At 50.1% G+C, this 4,531-nt stretch carries 4 protein-coding genes and 2 tRNA genes; 2 read left to right on the top strand and 4 right to left on the bottom strand.

All coding sequences use genetic code 11. The annotated features are described in order from the left end of the window. Window positions 1-26 precede the first annotated feature (26 nt). Window positions 27-103: transfer RNA gene (locus ACLR2L_RS19150), tRNA-Arg, on the bottom strand. A gap of 25 nt (window positions 104-128) precedes the next feature. Further along, a tRNA-Pro gene (locus tag ACLR2L_RS19145) sits at window positions 129-205 on the bottom strand. A 294-nt stretch (window positions 206-499) separates the two neighbouring features. Here ACLR2L_RS19145 and folD point away from each other — a divergent pair. Both folD and ACLR2L_RS19135 read left to right on the top strand, forming a co-directional pair. Then, entirely contained in the window at window positions 500-1,354 is an 855-nt protein-coding gene (gene folD, locus ACLR2L_RS19140; RefSeq protein ID WP_413370489.1) for a bifunctional methylenetetrahydrofolate dehydrogenase/methenyltetrahydrofolate cyclohydrolase FolD, read from the top strand. Further along, a complete protein-coding gene (locus ACLR2L_RS19135) occupies window positions 1,351-1,902 on the top strand; it encodes a DUF1415 domain-containing protein (protein WP_413370487.1) in 552 nt (183 codons plus the stop codon). The genes folD and ACLR2L_RS19135 overlap by 4 nt, the downstream gene beginning before the upstream one ends. Window positions 1,903-1,968: 66 nt before the next feature. Here ACLR2L_RS19135 and ACLR2L_RS19130 read toward each other — a convergent pair whose 3' ends face one another. Next, window positions 1,969-2,958 carry a DUF4340 domain-containing protein gene (locus tag ACLR2L_RS19130; protein ID WP_140959752.1) on the bottom strand — a complete coding sequence of 330 codons (990 nt, stop codon included), beginning with the start codon at window positions 2,956-2,958 and terminating at the stop codon, window positions 1,969-1,971. Continuing rightward, on the bottom strand, window positions 2,955-4,531 hold a 1,577-nt coding region (locus ACLR2L_RS19125), incomplete at its 5' end, for a Gldg family protein (protein WP_413370485.1). The genes ACLR2L_RS19125 and ACLR2L_RS19130, both read right to left, overlap by 4 nt.

Here is a 4,531-nt window from a genome sequence, read left to right as displayed (position 1 = left end):
TGCTATCAGGACCTACCTGACTCGCATGGCGCGCCCGGCAGGATTCGAACCTGCGACCCACGGCTTAGAAGGCCGTTGCTCTATCCAGCTGAGCTACGGACGCTCGGCGAATCTACGCTAGCATAAAGTGGTCGGTGAGACAGGATTTGAACCTGCGACCCCTTGTACCCAAAACAAGTGCGCTACCAAGCTGCGCCACTCACCGACTGCGTAACATGAGCAAATTTCCCTCTCGTTACGGGGGGCGCATGTTACCGATTTGCCCCTACCTCGTCAAACACTTTTTTCACGCAAAATGTTCATATGCTCATTAACTCATCAACCGTGTTATTTTTTCGCCAATTTGGGGGGCTGAGGCACATAATTCCCCTCGGCTGTGTAAATAGTGAAATTATGACTGCGAGCGCACTATAGACGGAATGCTAACTTCCTAAGCCGGGCTATTTGTGTGAAAATATCGCACTCCCGTTTTTTAATTCACTGGAAGCAGCAAGCAACTATGACCGCGCACCTTATAGATGGTAAACAAATTGCCAAACAAGTCCGACAAGACGTCGCCAGTTATGTGAAATCGTTAAACGACGCCGGAAAACGTCAACCTGGCCTGGCAGTGGTACTGGTAGGTGCTGATCCTGCTTCTCAAGTGTATGTCTCTAACAAGCGCAAAGCCTGCGAAGAAGTTGGCTTTTTATCCCGCTCTTTCGATTTACCTGCCGACAGCAATCAGGATGAATTAATTGAGCTGGTTGATAAGCTCAACAATGATCCGGAAATTGACGGCATACTGGTTCAATTACCCTTGCCTGCGGGGCTCAACGCCGAAGCCATTTTAGAACGCATCCACCCGCACAAAGACGTTGATGGCTTCCATCCATACAATATCGGCCGATTAGCACAACGTATTCCAGCGCTGCGCCCTTGTACGCCCAAAGGCATCATGACCATGATTGAAGCCACCAAGCGCCCGGTGAAAGGACTGGATGCGGTGATTGTTGGCGCTTCAAACATTGTAGGACGCCCGATGTCGCTGGAGCTATTGCTGGCGGGCTGCACGGTAACCACCTGCCACAAATTTACTCAGGACTTAAAATCGCACGTTAGCCGCGCAGACTTGCTGGTCGTGGCCGTAGGCAAACCTGAATTTATTCCAGGCGACTGGATTAAGCCAGGCGCCATTGTGATTGACGTGGGTATTAACCGCACCGCAGAAGGTGGTATGGTAGGTGATGTGGAGTTTGACAAAGCAAAAGACCGTGCTGGCTACATCACACCGGTGCCCGGTGGCGTGGGTCCTATGACCGTTGCAAGCCTGATTGAAAACACGCTGGAAGCTTACGTTAAGTTTCATTCATGAGCATGATACCAGACACCCCGGCCAGCCTGCATGTGCAGCGCTGGTTGGATACCATGGTAATTGCACATAACTTTTGTCCATTTGCCCGTTATGTGCGTGAGCACAACCAAATCCGCTATGCAGAATGCACAAGTGCCGACATGGCCGATGCACTTACCGCGCTGCAAGATGAATGCGATCTACTGGACAACGACCCGGCAATTGCGACCACCCTGTTAATTTTGCCTTCCGGTTGGGACCAATTTGACGATTTCCTGTTGCTGATTGACATGGCCCAACAGTGCATTGACCACTGGGACTACAGTGGGATCTACCAACTTGCCACCTTCCACCCTGATTATTTATTCGCAGGCGAAGATCCGCAAAGTGCCAGCCACTACACAAACCGGTCACCGCACCCGGTTTTGCATATCATCAGAGAAAAAGATATTACTGCCGCGTTAGCGCACTATGACGATCCTGATGCGATTCCGGATACCAATATCGCTAATGCACAAGCAATCGGGTGTCCTCATCTGGCCGCACAACTGGCAGCCTGTAAAGCGTAAAACCGCATAGGAAAGGTTAAGGTGTATATTGGCCCGTCCAGCGGGCCAATTTCAGAGTGCACTGACCTAGTTCAATTCAGGCGATTTAATTAAATCTGAACGTTGGCTAAGCAGGCCTCTGGCCTGAAAATCAGTGAGTTTGAATACCCAGTTATCAATGCCATCAGGCGTCCATATAGCGCCATCACCACTCACTGGTTGTATGATTACACGGTAACCGGTCTCGCCCTTTCTGGCGTTGTATAACTTTATTGCAAGCTCATTGGTGTCATTGCGCAACGTAACAGACTGCACAGCCTTCCCCAGCACTTCTTCCGGCAGCCGCACCCGTACATCGTCATAACTCATGTTCACAATGTCATTTAAGGTTTGCGACAAAATCCCCGGATACGCCAGTTCAGACACTGCCACATCAAACAGTTGCCAATCACCGCTGTCATTACGTGTGAGCGTGTAGGGTTCTTTGCCTTCCACCCGCACTTCAGACAAACTGTTTACAGACAGCGAAATAATTTGCCTGAGCAACCAGTCGGCATTGCCAACCGGTAATTCCAGCGGCTTATCGATCAAATAGCTGCGCTGCTGCGAAGGCTCACGGACATACCTCCCCATGCCACTGCTGGCAAGATTGCCCATCAACACACGCCATTGTTTGCTTTCGGTAGCCAGGGTGATCAGTGTGCTTTGGGCACCAGGTTGCGTGACAGGCTCAACGCCCAGCCGCGAATACTGACTGGCTTTTGCTGTTTTGGCTTCCAGTACCGTGGCCTGGGTTAACTGACTGACAAAACCAGACAACTCATCCAGATTAACCGGAAAAGTTAACAGGCTATCCAGATGGGTAGCTACCCACTGATCCTGGTCGCGGCGCGCACTAAAAACGACGCCTTCGGCCGTTTCAATCGTCACAGCATTTAATAGCGCCGCATTTTCTTCTAATCCGCCCAACAGAACATGAGCAGGCGCATTGTTAGCTGTACTTTTGACTACAGTTAAATAATAAGCCCCTGCTAATGACATCACGACCAGAATAGCTAGCACGATGATTCGCTTCATGCTGATATCTCCTCCCTGACTTTCTTACCTGCCCTGCGCCTAACCAGCCGCGAAAACAACCACAGCAAAGTCACCAGTAACACGGGTGATGCAGCAATGTTCAACAATTTCAGGTAGTTTCCCAGTGTGTCGATATCGCGCTCCAATTGATACCTGACATCCCGCAATTCCCGGCGAATGGCGGCCCGTTGGGCAATAAAATCATCAAGTGCGGCTTGTTGTTCAGTGGTTAACGTAAGTGCGCCTGATTCACTTTGCGCATTTTGTAATTGAGCTAACTGCGCTTCCGTTTGCTGTAATTGAGCCTGTAAGCGTTCTTCCTGTTCACGGAAACGGGCCTGAGCCTTGGCTTCTAACGCTTGCACTACCACAAAAGGACGCGCATAAGTGCCACGTCCGCGAATACTAATTAACGCATTGCTTCCGGCCAGGTTTTCACTGGCGTTAATAATGGCGTCTCCGTTGTTTGCAAACGGCGTGAACAGTGTCTCGCCAAAGAAATTGGTTTGTTGTACCCAAAAACGATCTGCCAGAAGGTCGGCATCAGTAAACACAATCAAATTAAGCTGCGATGTCTGACTGGCATGGGCAGCTTGTACGATGCTGACTTCTTCCGACTCTGGCGCACTCTGAAACGCTGAATTTGCGTTACCGGTAACTCTCGCCGCCAGGGTAAACTGCTGCTTGTTAGTATCGAGCATACGTTGTAGAACCAGCGGTTCACGGGTGAGTGCATAATCACTACTGTTTACCGCCACACTCGCAGGCGAAGAATAGGCTAACGGAGTCAGTCGCAACTGGCTATTTTCAATTAACGACAGCGGCGCAAAAGACGCACCGTTAATGAGTTCCAGATTCGCTGTAACAATATCTTCGCGGTTTAACTGCCCGGCAGTCAGTCCTACGATACCCGGGTGGCGTGAAACGCCACCTTCGGGCGTGCGAATTTCCAGACCCAGTCTGGCATCCAACACCACTTTACTGGTATCTACCCGCACTCCCCATTTCTCAAGCAATGGAAATACGGATGAGTTCGCGCCCATGGCGCTCATCATTGCCATTGGATCGGATTCAAAATGACTGTCCATAAACAGTAAAATGCGCCCCTGCTTCATGGCAAACTGGTCGATAGAATACAACAACGACTCCGACAGGTTTTGCGGATGAATGACTACCAGTACGTCCGTCTCATCAGGCAACTGCATGGCATCACTGCCAATGGTGGTTACCTTGTACAGCTGATTTAGCTGACTGTAGAAGGTCATGGGCGGCGTGTATTGACCCGACATCGGATTTTGTCCACCCAGCAGGTTTACATCGGTCAGCAAGGTAACGGATACCGGCTCTGGATCGCTTAACTGATAGATCAGCTTGCTAATGTCATATTCCAGAAAAGTTTCTTTTTGCGGGTCAAAAAAGCCAATACTGTGTTGATCGTCAACCGCATTGGTACCCGCCAATCCAAAATATATTGCTTCGCCAATTGGCCCCAGTGTCGCGCCGGTTAAACCAAACTGCACCGCTAAATCCTCAGACTCAGAAAACGGCTCAGGATCGATAATTTTCAGGGTTA

Origin of the sequence: Alteromonas sp. AMM-1, from assembly GCF_047290655.1 — a bacterium.
In the GTDB taxonomy this organism is placed as follows: Bacteria; Pseudomonadota; Gammaproteobacteria; order Enterobacterales; family Alteromonadaceae; genus Alteromonas; species Alteromonas mangrovi.
Note: the sequence above shows the minus strand (reverse complement) of the source record. Positions and strands in the feature narration are given on the sequence as shown.

Coding starts and splice junctions, on each gene's coding strand:
- ACLR2L_RS19130 (WP_140959752.1), bottom strand. CDS start 2,958: ATGAAGCGAATCATCGTGCTAGCTATTCTGGTCGTGATGTCATTAGCA.
- ACLR2L_RS19135 (WP_413370487.1), top strand. CDS start 1,351: ATGAGCATGATACCAGACACCCCGGCCAGCCTGCATGTGCAGCGCTGG.
- folD (WP_413370489.1), top strand. CDS start 500: ATGACCGCGCACCTTATAGATGGTAAACAAATTGCCAAACAAGTCCGA.